At 67.1% G+C, this 14,149-nt stretch carries 14 protein-coding genes and 1 tRNA gene; 10 read left to right on the forward strand and 5 right to left on the reverse strand.

Features of this window, described 5'->3' with window-relative positions; genetic code table 11:
* Positions 1-30: 30 nt before the first annotated feature.
* Positions 31-411, forward strand: a complete 381-nt coding sequence (locus ALI144C_RS33775) for a hypothetical protein (RefSeq protein ID WP_143231024.1) — start codon at positions 31-33, stop codon at positions 409-411.
* Here the strand turns inward: ALI144C_RS33775 and ALI144C_RS33780 are convergent.
* Entirely contained in the window at positions 395-1,150 is a 756-nt protein-coding gene (locus tag ALI144C_RS33780; protein ID WP_237774446.1) for an ABC transporter permease, read from the reverse strand. The genes ALI144C_RS33775 and ALI144C_RS33780 overlap by 17 nt on opposite strands.
* Positions 1,147-2,076, reverse strand: coding sequence for an ATP-binding cassette domain-containing protein (locus ALI144C_RS33785; protein ID WP_076991534.1), 930 nt, complete (start codon positions 2,074-2,076; stop codon positions 1,147-1,149). Before ALI144C_RS33785 ends, ALI144C_RS33780 begins: the two co-directional genes overlap by 4 nt.
* A gap of 67 nt (positions 2,077-2,143) precedes the next feature.
* Between ALI144C_RS33785 and ALI144C_RS33790 the strand changes: the two genes are divergently transcribed.
* Genes ALI144C_RS33790 through ALI144C_RS33800 form a run of 3 tightly spaced genes read left to right on the forward strand, consistent with a single transcriptional unit; the run spans position 2,144 to position 6,035 of the window.
* Positions 2,144-2,686 (forward strand): TetR/AcrR family transcriptional regulator, encoded by a 543-nt coding sequence (locus ALI144C_RS33790; RefSeq protein WP_076991253.1) that lies wholly within the window; start codon positions 2,144-2,146, stop codon positions 2,684-2,686.
* Positions 2,683-3,258: a mycothiol-dependent nitroreductase Rv2466c family protein gene (locus tag ALI144C_RS33795; protein ID WP_076991254.1), complete on the forward strand. Its 576-nt coding sequence runs from the start codon at positions 2,683-2,685 to the stop codon at positions 3,256-3,258. The genes ALI144C_RS33790 and ALI144C_RS33795 overlap by 4 nt, the downstream gene beginning before the upstream one ends.
* 11 nt (positions 3,259-3,269) lie before the next feature.
* A complete protein-coding gene (locus tag ALI144C_RS33800) occupies positions 3,270-6,035 on the forward strand; it encodes a BTAD domain-containing putative transcriptional regulator (protein WP_168211412.1) in 2,766 nt (921 codons plus the stop codon).
* Here ALI144C_RS33800 and ALI144C_RS33805 read toward each other — a convergent pair.
* Positions 6,018-7,916 carry a S9 family peptidase gene (locus tag ALI144C_RS33805; protein WP_168211413.1) on the reverse strand — a complete coding sequence of 633 codons (1,899 nt, stop codon included), beginning with the start codon at positions 7,914-7,916 and terminating at the stop codon, positions 6,018-6,020. The genes ALI144C_RS33800 and ALI144C_RS33805 overlap by 18 nt on opposite strands.
* 61 nt (positions 7,917-7,977) lie before the next feature.
* Here ALI144C_RS33805 and ALI144C_RS33810 point away from each other — a divergent pair, with 61 nt between their 5' ends.
* Both ALI144C_RS33810 and ALI144C_RS33815 read left to right on the forward strand, forming a co-directional pair.
* Positions 7,978-8,598 (forward strand): cysteine hydrolase family protein, encoded by a 621-nt coding sequence (locus tag ALI144C_RS33810; RefSeq protein ID WP_237774447.1) that lies wholly within the window; start codon positions 7,978-7,980, stop codon positions 8,596-8,598.
* A complete protein-coding gene (locus ALI144C_RS33815; protein WP_076991257.1) occupies positions 8,595-9,497 on the forward strand; it encodes a GlxA family transcriptional regulator in 903 nt (300 codons plus the stop codon). Before ALI144C_RS33810 ends, ALI144C_RS33815 begins: the two co-directional genes overlap by 4 nt.
* A 3-nt stretch (positions 9,498-9,500) precedes the next feature.
* On the opposite strand, the gene ALI144C_RS33820 is transcribed toward ALI144C_RS33815, so the two are convergent.
* Positions 9,501-9,950, reverse strand: a complete 450-nt coding sequence (locus tag ALI144C_RS33820; protein ID WP_076991258.1) for a MarR family winged helix-turn-helix transcriptional regulator — start codon at positions 9,948-9,950, stop codon at positions 9,501-9,503.
* An 89-nt stretch (positions 9,951-10,039) separates the two neighbouring features.
* Here ALI144C_RS33820 and ALI144C_RS33825 point away from each other — a divergent pair, with 89 nt between their 5' ends.
* The 4 genes from ALI144C_RS33825 (at position 10,040) to ALI144C_RS33840 (ending at position 13,331) form a co-directional block, all read left to right on the forward strand.
* Entirely contained in the window at positions 10,040-10,438 is a 399-nt protein-coding gene (locus ALI144C_RS33825; protein ID WP_076991259.1) for a hemerythrin domain-containing protein, read from the forward strand.
* Between the two features lie 18 nt (positions 10,439-10,456).
* Positions 10,457-11,518, forward strand: a complete 1,062-nt coding sequence (locus ALI144C_RS33830; protein ID WP_076991260.1) for a LacI family DNA-binding transcriptional regulator — start codon at positions 10,457-10,459, stop codon at positions 11,516-11,518.
* A gap of 88 nt (positions 11,519-11,606) precedes the next feature.
* A tRNA-Arg gene (locus ALI144C_RS33835) sits at positions 11,607-11,679 on the forward strand.
* Positions 11,680-11,759: 80 nt separating this feature from the next.
* Entirely contained in the window at positions 11,760-13,331 is a 1,572-nt protein-coding gene (locus ALI144C_RS33840) for a tyrosine-type recombinase/integrase (protein ID WP_076991261.1), read from the forward strand.
* 26 nt (positions 13,332-13,357) lie between these two features.
* Here the strand turns inward: ALI144C_RS33840 and ALI144C_RS53670 are convergent, their stop codons facing one another.
* A complete protein-coding gene (locus ALI144C_RS53670) occupies positions 13,358-13,942 on the reverse strand; it encodes a DUF4145 domain-containing protein (protein ID WP_168211414.1) in 585 nt (194 codons plus the stop codon).
* Positions 13,943-14,149: the final 207 nt, after the last annotated feature.

The following is a 14,149-nucleotide window of genomic DNA, read 5'->3' on the forward strand; positions in this document are numbered from 1 at the left end:
AAATACAACCCATCGCGCTAGCGTGCGCTGATGAGCGCTTATGAGGATCGTCAGCGGCTGGCCGCCTTGATGAACCGCTCACGCCTCGAGCAGAAGCTGGAATGGAAGGACGTCGCCAAGCGCGGCGAGATCTCCGACCCGACGCTGCGCCGGATCCGCAACAAGCCGGAGTCGACGCTCACCGAGGACGCCAAGATCCGCATCGAGGACGGACTGGGCTGGACCCCCGGTGACGTCGACGGGGTACTGGCGGGCGGCACGTACACCTACCGGCGGCCGATGCTGGACGCGGAGAACGCGTCGGTCGACCAGGTCATCAACTTCATGCTCGACATGGAAGCCAGACGGCGCCCGGACTTCCGGATGCTGCTGTCACGGATCGACGCCCGCTGGTTCACGCCCCCGTCGTGACACCCCGGCGCATCGACCGGGTCCCCACCACCAGGCCGATCAGCGCGACCGCCACCGCGACCAGGCCGCCGTGGAGCACTGACGTGTCGTCGAACCGCCCGGCGAACAGGGCGCGCTGGGCGTCGACGATGTACGACACGGGGTTGACCGCGCCGACCGCGCGCAGCCACGCCGGTCCCTGCTCCAGTGGCAGCAGGACGCCGGACAGCAGCGTCAACGGGAACATCAGGGTCTGGGTGACCACCCAGAACAAGGCGCCGCTGGGCTGCGAGCGGAGGGCGAGCACGAACGACAGCGAGCTGAGCCCGACGCCGAACACGGTCAGCATGAGCAGCCCGGCCAGCACACCACCCGGGTAGAGCCGGAACCCGAGCGTCATCGCCACCGCGACGATCAGCACGGCCTGCACCACCAGGGTGATCGTTTCCTTGAGGTTGCGGCCGACCAGCATGGCGGTCCGGTTGAGCGGCGTGACCATCATGCGTTCCATCGAGCCACCGGTCAGCTCGACCAGCAGCGAGTGCCCGGCGCCCATCGGGCCGACCAGGCACATCATCACGAGGATGCCGGGCACGAACCACTGCCATGTGCCGGTGCCCGTCGAGGTGTCCAGCAGCGACCCGAACAGCAGGAGGAACAGCAGCGGCTGGCCCATCGCGAAGACCAGGCTGACGGGGTCGCGCAGCGCGGGCGTGGCCTCACGGGAGAACACGGTCATGGTGTCGCGCAGGAACTTCACGCCGCCTCCTGGATGCTGCGGCCGGTCAGCGCCAGGAACACGTCGTCGAGCGTCGGCCGGAGAGCCTGTGCGGCGACGACTTTCACCCCGGCCGCGTCGAGTTCGCGCAGGTGTCGCGGCAGCGCGGCGGCCGCGTCCGGGACTCTGATGTGGACGGTGTCACCGTGCGCTTCGAACGGCCCGGCAATCCTGGCCATGTCGGCCTTGCTCTCCAAGGTGAGCGCGATCCGGTCGCCAGCGAGGTCCTTGCGCAGCCGGTCGGCCGTCCCGTCGGCGATGACCAGGCCGTGGTCGATGATCACCACCCGTTCGGCCATCCGGTCGGCTTCCTCGAGGTAGTGGGTGCTCAGCACGAGCGTCATCGCCAGTTCCTCCCGCAGCCGCAGGATGTGCTCCCAGACCTCGGCACGGCTGTGCGGGTCGAGGCCCGTGGACGGCTCGTCGAGCAACAGCAGAGCCGGGCGGTGCACCAGCCCCATCGCGATGTCGACGCGGCGCCGTTGCCCGCCTGACAGCGTGTTCGGTGTGCGCTTGGCCAGCGGGCGCAAGCCGAGCAGGTCGAGCACTTCGTCGGCACGGCGGGTCGCCTCGACGCGTGTCATGCCATGGCTGCGGCCTTGCGTGACGAGTTCGTCGCGGACGCGGAAGTTGTCGCCCGCGCTGTGGTTCTGCCCGACGTAGCCGATACGGGCCCGTACGCCGTCGGGGTCACGGATGATGTCGCGACCCGCCACGGTCGCGGTGCCCGCGGTCGGCGGCAGCAGCGTCGTGAGCATCCGGAACAACGTGGACTTGCCCGCGCCGTTCGGGCCGAGCAGCGCCACCAGTTCGCCGTCGCCGATGTCCATGTCCACCCCGCGCACCGCCTCCACCGTGGTTTTCTTCGTCCGGAAGTGCCGGATCAAGCCGGTCGTCGTCACTGCCATGCGGAACACCGTACACCAAAACGGAACGCTGACGTTCCATTTCTGATTTTAGTGGTACAACTTAGGAGTGGAGAGAACCCGTTCCGCCATCCTCGCCGCCGCCGCGTCCGTCCTCGCCCGCGACCGCGCGGCCACCCTGCCCCAGATCGCCGCAGCGGCAGGCGTCGGACGCACGACGGTGCACCGCTACTACCCCGACCGCGACACCCTGATCAAAGCCGCGGTGGAGGACTCGGCCCAGGTCATCGGCGAGGCGGTCACCGAGGCACGGCTCGACGAGGGAACACCCGTCGAGGCGCTGCACCGGCTCGTCACGGCGTACCTGAGCGTCGGCGACCGGCTGGTGTTCCTGTTCAACGACCCGCACGTCATGCGGGACTACGGCGTCGACCAGCCCGACGGGCCGCCGCCCGGCGATCCCGTGCTGGACCTGATCGAACGGGGCCAGGCGGAAGGCGTCTTCGACGACCAGTCGACGGCCACGTGGATCCAGCACGTGCTGTGGGCGCTGGTCTACACCGGAATCGACGAGGTCAACAAGGGAACCGTCTCGCGGCACGGCGTCGCGGCGACGGTCATCCGCACACTCGAGCGAGGAATTCTCACATGACAGTCGTGGATATCTGGTTCGACCCGTCATGCCCGTACACCTGGGGGACGTCACGGTGGCTGGTCGAGGTCACCAAAGTCAGGCCGGTCTCGGTGCGGTGGAACGTGATGAGCCTGTCCGTGCTCAACGAGGGCCGCGACGACGATCCGGAAGGCGACCCGGAGGGATACCTCTGGTACCCGGTGCGCGTGTGCGCGGCGGTGCGCGAGAAGCACGGCCACGAGGCGCTCGGCAGGTTCTACACCGAGCTGTGGAACCAGGAGAACGGCGCCGACGACTGGATCGGGGACTTCGCACGTGCCCTGCAACGGGCCGGCCTGCCGACCGCACTGGCCACCTCTGGACCGGAGTACGACGACGCCGTGCGCGCCTCCCACGCCGAGGCCATGGCGCGGCTCGGGCCGCACATCGGCACACCGATCGTCGCGGTGGACGACATCGCCTTCTTCGGGCCGGTGCTGTCCCGGGTTCCCACCGGGGAACAGGCCGGACGACTGTGGGACGGTGCTCTGCTGGTCGCGGCCACCCCCGGGTTCAACGAGCTGGTCGGGCACGCACGCACACCGCTGTGAGGAACCATGCCGTGAGAGACAATCGCCCTGTGCGGATCGGGTTGCTCGGGCCGTTGGAGGTCCACAGCGCGGACGGCGCCGACATCCCGGTGCCGGGCGCGAGGCTGCGCGCGTTGCTGACCATCCTGGCGCTGGACCCCGGCAATCCCGTGTCGGTCACGCGGATCGTCGACGGCGTCTGGGGCGAGCAGCGGCCGCATCGGCCCGGCAACGCCGTGCAGGCGCTGGTGTCCAGACTCCGCAGAACCGGCATCGCGGTGGAGGCTCACGCGAACGGCTATGTCCTGGCCGTCGACAGCGTGGACACCCGCGTGTTCGAACAGCTCGTGCGCGGCGGGCAGTGGCGGGAAGCGCTCGACCTGTGGCGCGGGCCCGCGTTGACAGACGTGCGGGACCTGGATTACTTCGCCGCGGCCGTCACGCGGTTGGAGCAGATGCGGTTGACCGCGCTCGAACACGACGGCTCCGTCGCCGAGTTGTCCGCTCTCGTCGCCGAGAACCCGTTGCGGGAGAAGCTGGTCGGCGCGTTGATGCGTGCACTGGACGCCGAGGGACGGACATCCGACGCGCTCGCCCTGTACGCCAGGACACGTGCCGCTCTCGCCGATGAGCTCGGCGCCGACCCGTCGCCCGAGCTGACCGCGTTGCACTCACAGATTCTCCATGGCGCAGCGGATACCAACCTGCGTGCCGCACTGACCAGTTTCGTCGGACGCACGGCGGACGTCGTGGAAGTCCGGCATCTCGTGCGCGGCCACCGGCTCGTCACCCTCACCGGACCTGGCGGCTGCGGCAAGACACGCCTGGCGATCGAGGCAGCGCGGGCGTTGTCCGGCGAGGTCTGGCTGGTCGAACTCGCCGCGCTCACCGACCCCGACGACGTTCCCGCCGCGATCCTCGCCGCACTGGGCATCCGGGATCTCGTCGCGTTGCGCACCCGGGAGTTGCTGCTGGTGCTGGACAACTGCGAGCACCTCGTTGACCGCGTCGCGCGCCTGGCCGACAAACTGCTCGGCGAGTGCCCCGCGCTCAGGATCCTCGCCACCAGCCGTGAACCCCTTGGTATTACAGGGGAAACCATCCGTCAGGTCGACCCGCTCGAACTGCCGCCTGCCGACGCGCCATTGGCCGACGCGTTGTCGTATCCCGCTGTACGACTGCTGTGCGAGCGCGCTTATCCCGGGTTCGTGGCGACAGAAGCCGTTGTCCGGATCTGCCGGGCGTTGGACGGCATCCCCCTCGCCATCGAACTGGCGGCCGCGCGGTTGCGAACCATGCCCGCCGACCAGGTCGCCGCACGACTGGACGACCGGTTCACCGTGCTCACCCAGGGCAGCCGGACCGCGTTGCCCCGCCACCAGACGCTCCGGTCGGTCATCGACTGGAGCTGGGACCTGTTGTCCGAGCGGGAGAAGACCGTGTTGTGCGGGCTCGCGGTGTTCGCCGGTGGTGCGACGCTCGACGCGGCGGAAGCCGTGTGCGGCGCGGACGCGTTGGACGTGCTCACGGCGTTGGCGGACAAGTCGCTTGTCGTCGCGGGTGATCGTTACGGGATGCTGGACACCATCAAGGCGTACTGTCTGGAGAAGATGACCGACCGCGACGAGGTTCACCGCGCGCACGCCTCGTACTTCACCACGCTCTGCGAAACCGCCGACCCGCACCTGCGCCGCGCGGAGCAAGTGGAATGGCTGCACCGCGTCCAAGCCGAGGACGACAACATCAACGCGGCCCTACGCCACGCCACCGACGCGGAAACCGGTGTCCGGTTGACCGCCGCGGCGAGCTGGTACTGGCTGCTCGAATGGTCGCTGCGGTGCCGCAAGGTGCTGGGCGCCGAACTCGGCGCACGCGCGCTGGCGTTGCCCGGCGAGGTCGACGACGAATCGCGCGCGACGGCGTTGGCCGCCATCGCCCAGTTCAACCTCCTCGGCAACGGCGACGAGGAACTCGCCGCGGAGTGGATCGCCGCCGCACGACAACTCGACGGACAGCATCCCATCGCGCGCCTGGCCACCGGCGGCGACTCGGACGACCCGTGGGTCCAGTCGATGGCACGACTGACCCGAGCCACCCAGTCGATCAACGCCGGGCACCCCGAAGAAGCCGGGCTGCGCGAAGCACTGGCCGGGTTCCGGGAGGTCGGCGAACGCTGGGGCATCGCCAACTGCCTCGCAGGCCTCGCGGACCTGGCCTCATGGCGGGGCGACCTGGCCGAAGCCGTCGCGGTGTACGAGCAAGCCGTCGCGGTCACCGAAGAGATCGTGCCGAGCCAGGACGCGTGGAAACCCCGGCTCCGGTTGGCACAGTTGCTGTGGTTGCACGGCGACCATCGGCGCTCAGCCGACACGTTGCGTACGGCCGAGCGTGACGCCGAACGGATCGGGTTGCCCGACGCCGTCACCGCCGCGGCGGGCACCCGTGCCGAGATCGCCCGCTGGTCCGGTGACGTGGAGATCGCACGAGCCGCGTTGGCCCGTGCCGAGGCAGCGGTCGAAGGGATCACCGTGAACTGGGGTTTCCGGGCGATGCTGGCCGACCTGCGCGGGTACCTGCTCGGTGACCGGCATGGAGCTCTGGCGTGGGCACGCCGCGCCCGCAGCGCGCCGCTGATCGCTCATGTCCTTGTTGGACACGCCGACGAGGCTTTGCGCTCGGGTGACGCGGCGGAGGCGGCTCGGCTGCTGGCGGAGTCGGTCCGGATGCGGGGCACGCCGGACCTCGCCAACCCCGACGTCGCCCGGATCCAGGCGGAACTGTCAGCCTCCCGTGCTTGACTCGATCGGACCTGACGGGCGCAGGTGCCGGATGAGGAAGTCCCATGTGCGGCGGTGGACATAGGGCTCGTAGCCCGTGTACACGTGGTCAGCGAGGGGCACGATCAGCATCTCGAAGTCCTTGTCCGCGGCGATCAGTGCCTCGGCCATGCGGTACGTCTGGTCCGGCGGTGCCTGGTCGTCCAGGCCGCCGTGGATCAGCATCAGCTTGCCCGCCAACCGGTCCGCGGCCTCCACATTGGAGAACCGAGCTGTCGTCGCCGGATCGTAAGGGCCGTAGATGTCGGTGTTCGCGGGATCGGTGTAGCGCAGGTCGTGCACACCGGACAAGGCGACTCCGGCCTTGAAGAAGTCCGGGAAGTCCAGCATCGCCCGCACCGTCGCGTACCCGCCGCCGGAGATCCCGCAGATGCCTACCCTGTCGAGGTCCATCCATGGCCGTGTCCGCGCCAACTGCCGCATCGCGGTCACGTGGTCGTCCAAGCCTGCCGCCTGGTTCTGGTAGGAGACGTCGAAGAACGCCTTGTCCCGCCCCGGCATCCCGCGACCGTCGAGAGCGACCACCACGAAACCCAGGGCTACCAACGCCTCCGCGTCATAGCCGTGCCATCCGGCGTCGAACCCCGCGCTGACTCGTGTGGTGAGGGGGACGGGGTACGTGTGGTCGACAACCGGGTAACTCCGTTCAGGGTCGAACCCGTGCGGGCGGTACAGCACGCCGTACACGTCCGTCGATCCGTCGGCTGACTTCACGCAGAACCGTTCCGGAGCCGACCACCCGGTCTCCACCAACCCCGTGACGTCGGCTCGTCCGAGTTCCTCCAGGACCTGGCCGTCCCACGAACGGATCGTGTGCACGGGTGGGGTGTCGGTCGTGGACGCGGTGTCCAGGAAGCGCGAGCCATCCGGCGACACGGAGACCACGTGGTCCACGTCGTCATCAGTCACCTTGGCGAAGCCAGTGCCGTCCAACCGGACACGGCACACCGTGCCGCGGTACGGATCCGCCTGCACGAGCCCGGCGGCGAGGAAGTACACATACTCCGAATCAGCCCACAGGATCTGCTTCACCAGCCACGCACCGGACGTCACCTGCCCGAGCAACTCACCGGACTCCGAGTACCGGTACAGATGCCCCCAGCCATCGCGCTCGGAATACCACAGCACCTCGCCTGACGGCAGGACACGCACCGCGGGCCCAAGCATGGGGTGCTGTGTCGGCACCACACGCGTGGGGCCTGTCTCGTGCACCACTGTGCGCACGTCGCCGGTCGTTGGGTCGAGTCGCCGCAGGCGCAGCCCGTCCTCGCGGGTGAGGAAGTACACGGTGTCGCCCTCCCACCACGCCCACTTCATCTGGATCGGCGACAGCATCGGCATCGCGACCGGCTCGGCGTTCGCCCGTACCACCGTTGAGGTCCGCACGTCGATCACCACGAACTGAGCGTGCTGGATGTCCTTGTCCCCCGGCAGCGCTGAGCGTTTCGACCGCAACTCGTCGAACGACAGCAGGTACTTGCGGCGTATGCCCTCCTGCAACGTGCGGTGGGTGAGCACCTTCGTCGAGTCCGGGGACCACAGCACTGCGGGCGGTGCGTGCGGAAGGCCCATCTTGGTGAACAAGTCCGCGTACATGTAGTAGTCCGGGCTGGCGCCGTAGTCGTGGTCGATGTCGCCGTCCACGGTCAGCGGATGCTCCTCACCGCCCGTACGGATCCACAGGTTGAAGTCACGGCGGAACACCACGGCGGTGCCGTCCGGCGCGGGTATCTCCAGCGGGTTGCCCGTCGGTGTCGCCCACGGCGGCATGATCGTCGCGTTCCGTACGAGGGTGGGCCGATTCGCCGCCAGCAAGCTGAGCGCGGTGTCGTATCCAGTCATGAGGTGACCTTGACCGGGCGTGCTGACATGGATCCGGTGCGCGCTGACAAATGGCTGATACGTGACCGGATCCGTCCGCATCCCGGCCGTGACGTGCCTTCCCCGGCAGGCGCGGATCGACGAGAGTGGTGGCATGACCAAGGCGCTTGTGGTGATCGACGTCCAGGAATCCTTCCGCCAGCGGCCGAACTGGGCCGAGGTGTCCAACCCGGACATCGTCGACGACGTGAACCGGCTGGTGGAGCTGAGCAGGGCGCAGAACGACCTCGTCGTGTGGGTCCTGCACAGCGAGCCGGGCACCGGCACGGTGTTCGACCCGGCCAGCGGGCACGTCCGGCTGATCGACGGGCTCAAGCCGCTCGACGGCGAGCCCGTGCTGACCAAGACGTCGCACAACGCGTTCACCACGACCAGCCTGCAGCAGTCGCTGACGTCGCTGGGGATCCGCGAGTTGCTCGTCAGCGGGATCCGCACCGAGCAGTGCTGCGAGACGACCGCACGGGTGGGCAGTGACCTCGGCTTCGACATGACGTTCGTGACCGACGCCACCGCCACCACCCCGCTGCCGCACTGGAAGACCGGTGCCGTGCTCGGCACCAGGGAACTGATCGAGCGCACGGAGTACGCACTCGCTGGCCGGTTCGCGACGATCAGGACTGTGGCGGAGCTGACCGGATCGTGACCCGAGTGGTGTTCCTGCTCGTGCCTGGACTGCACCTGCTGGACCTCTCGGGGCCCGCGCAGGTGTATTCCAGCGCGGCCGACCTCGGCCTGGGCTACGACCTGGTGTACGTGGGTGAGCAGGCCGAGATCCCCACCGCGCAGGGCGTCGTGCTGAAGGCCGATCCCGTGCTGCCGTCGTTGTCCGCGACCGATCTCGTGCTGGTGCCCGGCTGGCGCTCGCCGCGTCTGGCCGGCACCGGGGCGTTGACTCGCGCGACGCTGGACTGGCTGCGTGACCACCACGCCGCGGGAGGCACAGTCGCGAGCGTGTGCGCGGGTGCGGACGTGCTGGGGCGCGCGGGCTTGCTCGACGGGCGCCGCTGCACGACCCACCATGAGCTGCAGGACGAGTTGGAACGCCGCTATCCGCGTGCCCTGGTTGTACGTGACGTGCTCTATGTCGTGGACGACCGGGTGGTGACCTCGGCGGGGATCGCCAGCGGCATCGACCTGGCGCTGCACCTGGTGACGACACGCCATGGCCCGTCCGCGGCCGCAGCGATCGCACGCACGATGGTCGTGTACGCGCGCCGCAACGGCGACGAGCACCAAGCCAGCGTTCTGCTGCAACACCGGTCGCACGTGAACGAGACCGTGCACCGGATCCAGGACGTCATCGAGACGCGGATGACCGACCGGCTGTCACTGGCCGAACTCGCGCGCCTCAGCGGCTGCAGCGAACGCACGGTCACGCGTCTGTTCACGCGCGCCACGGGCATGACGCCGTTGAAGTACCAGCAGGCGCTGCGTGTCGAACGCGCCCAACACCTCATCGGCCATGGGACCACCGTCGAGTCCGCCGCGCGGATGGTCGGTTTCGAGGACGCCCGGATGCTGCGCCGCTTGCGTTCGCGTTGATCCCTACGCCTCGGTGACGCCGCGTTCGTAGGCCAGCAGGGTCTGGACGAACAGCCGCCGCTGTTCTGCGGTCAACGGGCGCAGCGCGTTCTGCCACGCCTTGGCGCCACGGGCTAGCCACTCGTCGATGGCGGGGCGGTGCCGTTCGGTGATGCTCACGATCCGGCGGCGCCGGTCGTCGTCGTCCTCGCGGCGTTCCAGGATGCCTTTGCGGCTGAGGTCGCCGATCATCAGGCTGACCGTCGCCGGGGCGACTTCGAGGCGTTCGGCCAGGTCGTTGACGGTCATCGGGCCGTCGAAGAGCAGGTAGGACAGCAGCGACAGGTGCCGGGGCGCCAGCGCGAGCGACTGCAGTTCGTCGGGGACCTTGATCTTCTTGGCCCGGCCGACCATGCGCGGCATCAGCAGGAGCAACGCGCGGACGGCGTCGTCGACCTCCAGGCCCGTTGACATGGCCACCCCTCACCAATACCTTTGCATATATAGCTACTTTGCTTTCAAAGCAAAGTCCTTTCCGGCTCATGTTATCCAGGAGGCAGCCCGTGACCACCCCGGAACGCAGGCAAGCCATGGCCGACCAGCTGGTACGAGCGCACGGTGAGCTACGGCTGGAGCTCGCCAGGCTGCGCGAGAACCTCGGCGCGGGCGACCTCGGACGCAGCCTGATCACGCACTGCCTGGCGTACTGCGACAACCTGCACGCCCACCACTCGAAGGAAGACGGCGCACTGGCGCAGATGGGCGACGAGCTGGGAAGCGTGCTGGATCGGGTGCGGCGCGAGCACCGCGTGGTGGCCGAGGCGCTCGGCGAGATCAGGCGGCTGCTCGGCGCGGACCTGCGGGCGGACGAGCTGAAAACCCGCTTCGACCAGCTCGTTGACCAGCTGGAAGATCATTTCGCGTACGAGGAGGCGCAGCTCCTGCCCGTCCTGCGGGCGTAGGTCAGTACGCTTTGGGCCGTGAGTTCCAGGCGACCGACGCTCGACACTGTGGCACGCGAGGTAGGCGTGTCCAGGGCGACGGTGTCCAACGCCTACAACCGGCCGGACCAGTTGTCCGAGCGGTTGCGCGAGGAGATCCTCAGCGCGGCGGCGCGCCTGGGCTACTCCGGGCCCGACCCGATCGCCCGCAGCCTGGCCACCCAGCGGTCCGGCGCGGTCGCCGTGATGCTCGACCGCGGCCTGTCCGCGGCGTTCTCCGACCCGGCGCTGTCGATCATGCTCGACACCCTGGCGTCCACAGTCGACACCGGCGAACGGTCGCTCGTGCTGATGCCAGGCGGCCCCGACGGCGGCGGCCCCAGCCCCGCGGCGGTGGCCAGGGTGCACGCGGACGTCGTGATCGCGTACTCGCTGCCGGACAACGCGCCCGCCATCACCGCGGTCCGCCAACGCGGCCTCCCGCTCGTCGTGGTCGACCAAACCGACGCGGACGTACGCGTCGACGACCGCGCAGGAGCGGCACTGGCCGCACAGCACGTGGTCGCGCTCGGCCACCGCGACGTCGGCGTCCTCAGCCTCGATCTCTCCCCGGACGGCCACACCGGCCCGATGACCAGAGAGCGGATCGACACAGCGGAGTTCCAGGTCACAGTCGAGCGGCTGAACGGCTACCTCGACCACCTCCCGGCGACGGCACCGGTCTGGGAAGCCCCGGACAGCCTGCGCGAACACGGCAGGCGCGGCGCGAGTTGGCTGCTGGCCCAAACCCCTCGGCCAACCGCACTACTGTGCATGTCGGACGAACTGGCAATCGGCGCAATCCGGGCGGCACGTGACATAGATCTCGTCGTACCCCGTGACCTCACCATCGTCGGATTCGACGACACCCCGGCGGCGACCTGGGCGGACCCACCGCTGACGACCGTGCGCCAGGACCTGCTCGAAAAGGGCAGACAGACCGGTGAGCAGGTACTTCGCCTGCTGGACGGCAGACAGACCGACGGCCCGGTGACCATCCCGGTCGTCCTGGTGGCCAGAGCGTCCAGCGGACCGGTACCGGTGGGCCGCCTACCTCGGTGATCTTGTTCACCCAGACTGGTGCGATTCAGAAACACTGAGGCGCCGTCGAACGATCACCCCTCTGAAGGCGGATAACCTGCCGCCCTCAGCCCCCGTAGCTCAGCGGATAGAGCGAGTGACTTCTAATCACTTGGTCGCAGGTTCGAGTCCTGCCGGGGGCACCCAGGTCAAACGGTTGTGAGTCGATCTACCGCGTCCTCCGTGGGGCTACTCGTGGTGCGAACGGTGTTACCCTCGCCACATGGGCACGTCGAAGACTGCGCCCAAGAGGCGCCAACGCGGCGAGATCGAGACACTCCCCTCGGGTTCCCTGCGCGTCAAAATTTATGCAGGAATCGACCCCATTAGTGACCGACGTCACTATCTGACGGAGACGATCCCAGCCGGGCCGAACGCTGCTGACGAGGCCGAGAAGGTCAGGATTCGCCTGATCAACGAGGTGAACGAGCGTCGAAACCCTCGAACCAAGGCAACCGTCAACCAGCTCATGGATCGCTACCTTGAGCTGATCGACGTAGACCCGAACACCCGACAGGGCTACGAGCGGTCGATCCGGAATCACATCCGGCCCCTGATCGGTGGACTCCAGGTCGGCAAGCTGGACGGCGAAACGCTGGACTCGTTCTACGCCGTGCTGCGCACCTGCCGGGCGCACTGCGGCGGGCGTAGGTACATCCAGCACCGCACGGAGCGCCCGCATAAGTGCGACCACCGCTGTGGCCCTCACAAGTGTGTCGGACTGTCGGCTTCATCGATCCGCCAGATCCACTGGTGCCTGAGTGGCGCGCTGAAGCGCGCTGTCCGCTGGCGCTGGCTCAGCGTGAACCCCCTCGAACAAACCGAGCCGCCCAAGGCTCCAGCACCCAAGCCCACTCCCCCGACTGCCAGCCAGGCCGCAGCGATAGTCAACGAGGCATTCAGGGACCTCGTGTGGGGCGTCATCATCTGGCTACTGATGGTGACCGGCGTCCGTCGAGGTGAACTCTGCGCGCTGCGCTGGGGCCAGTTGAACTTGGACGAAGCCGTGTTGACGATCTCCACGAGCGTCAGTCAGGACGGCGCTAAGATCAGGGTGAAGGACACGAAGACCCACCAACAGCGGCGCATCGCCCTAGACACCGTCACTGTGATGTTGCTGCGGTTGTATTTGAAGCTCTGCGAGGCGCTCGCTGCCGAAATGGCTCAGAAGATTGCCCCGGAGGGCTACTTGTTCTCCGCGTCGCTCGACCACAGCACACCGCTCAAACCAGACTCGGTGTCGCAACGGTACGTCCGAATGTGCAAGAAGCTCGGCTGGGACATGAACATCCACGAGCTACGCCACTACTCGGCAACCGAATTGATCGCCGCAGGCGTCGACCCGCGCACGGTCGCTGGACGATTGGGCCACGGCGGTGGCGGAACTACCACGCTCCGCGTATACACCGCTTGGGTTTCCGAGTCTGATCAACGAGCGGTCAAGGACATACCTTCACGCATGCCAACCCCACCTATCGCGTTCGAATCCGAGGGCGCAGCCGTCTCCACGTTGACGCCCGAGCCGCCGAATAGCCCGTACCTGAAGATTGCTGCAGACCTACAGGGGGCTATCTCATGCGGCGCACTCAAGGTTGGTGACGCATTGCCGACCCTGGTCGAAATAACCCAGCAGTACGGCGTCGCGTCTTCAACCGCGAGCCGCGCGATTCAAGAGTTGAAGAACCTTGGGCTCGTCGCGGCGACCCGTGGACGACGCACCACCGTTACCTCCTCACGAACCGCTCCACCCAGCGCAACAATCGTCGATCTACAATCTAGGCGCAAACAGCTGTAATCGCAGCATGAGCGAGCACGGCAAGCTCAGACCGCATCCGCCTGACTGGCAGCGTTGTCACTAGAACTCGCAGCTCTCCTTTGTTTAAATTCATCAAATTTCGCAGCGAGCACGAACATGTAGTCTAGAAGCGCCTCGGAAAATGCAAGCGCATCAACAGCATCTTCCCGAGAAACCGGCCTACCGGTGTAATGCGCCCCCTCGTTCCCAAGAACCCGCAACTCTTGCGCCCAATCGGCAAGCCGACCGTCAATCATTCCTCGGCTTTGAAGTTCCTTCAGACTTTTAACCAGAATTCGCTCACTTATCCCAGCTTCGATACACACACCCTCAAGAGTGCGGCGCACCATTACAACGGCAGCAGTAAACGCCCTGGAGTCGTAGCATTTCCGTGCTTCATCATGCTCACGACGCAATTTCTCCGGAACTGCATTACTCAGCGGCCGACCGTGACTGGGCCAGAGTCGGACAAAGTCACCCCACCCATCGTCATAGTCTTCACGACACATCAAAAAACCTTGACCACACTGGTTACAGCGCAGAAGTTCCAGCAAATACGGCGGACACTCTTCCCAGTTTCTATATTCAACACTTCCACGAATCTCGCCCATCACCGGATTTTCACAGTACGGGCAAACAACAAGATGCGCAGGCGGATGAGACTGCGACGGGACCGAGTCCCACGGGTTAGACATAATTATCCACCCTTCTACTGATCGTATGGTGGCTATCGCTTGAAGCAACTTGGAGTTACCAGCCTGCGATAACGATTCGCTTCCGGCGTACTCCTACCCAAGGTTCGCTGGGCACACTTGACA

It is taken from the genome of Actinosynnema sp. ALI-1.44 (assembly GCF_001984155.1).
Classification (GTDB): domain Bacteria; phylum Actinomycetota; class Actinomycetes; order Mycobacteriales; family Pseudonocardiaceae; genus Kibdelosporangium.